This window comes from Mycobacterium sp. 94-17, from assembly GCF_035617725.1.
In the GTDB taxonomy this organism is placed as follows: Bacteria; Actinomycetota; Actinomycetes; order Mycobacteriales; family Mycobacteriaceae; genus Mycobacterium.
Map to the genome: position 1 here is coordinate 1 of NZ_JAPIYN010000115.1, position 293 is coordinate 293.

Here is a 293-nt window from a genome sequence, read left to right on the forward strand (position 1 = left end):
GGTGAGCGGCTGCCCGCCTACATGGTGCCTGCCGCGGTGGTGGCGATCGAGGAGTTGCCGTTGACGGTCAACGGCAAGCTGGATACGCGGGCGCTGCCGGCTCCGGAGTACGGCGATGCCGGTCGGTATCGGGCCCCGTCGAGTGCCACCGAGGAGATCCTGGCCGGGATCTACGCGCAAGTCCTCGGTGTGGAGCGCGTCGGCGTCGATGACTCCTTCTTCGACTTGGGTGGGGATTCCATTCTGTCGATGCAGGTGGTGGCTCGGGCGCGGGCGGCGGGGTTGGTGTGTGG

General features: G+C 68.3%; 1 protein-coding gene. It reads left to right on the plus strand.

Annotated features, from left to right (window positions below; genetic code table 11):
- Positions 1–293, plus strand: a 293-nt coding sequence (locus OQ789_RS25915; protein WP_324689295.1) for a phosphopantetheine-binding protein, incomplete at both ends; no start/stop codon positions are given.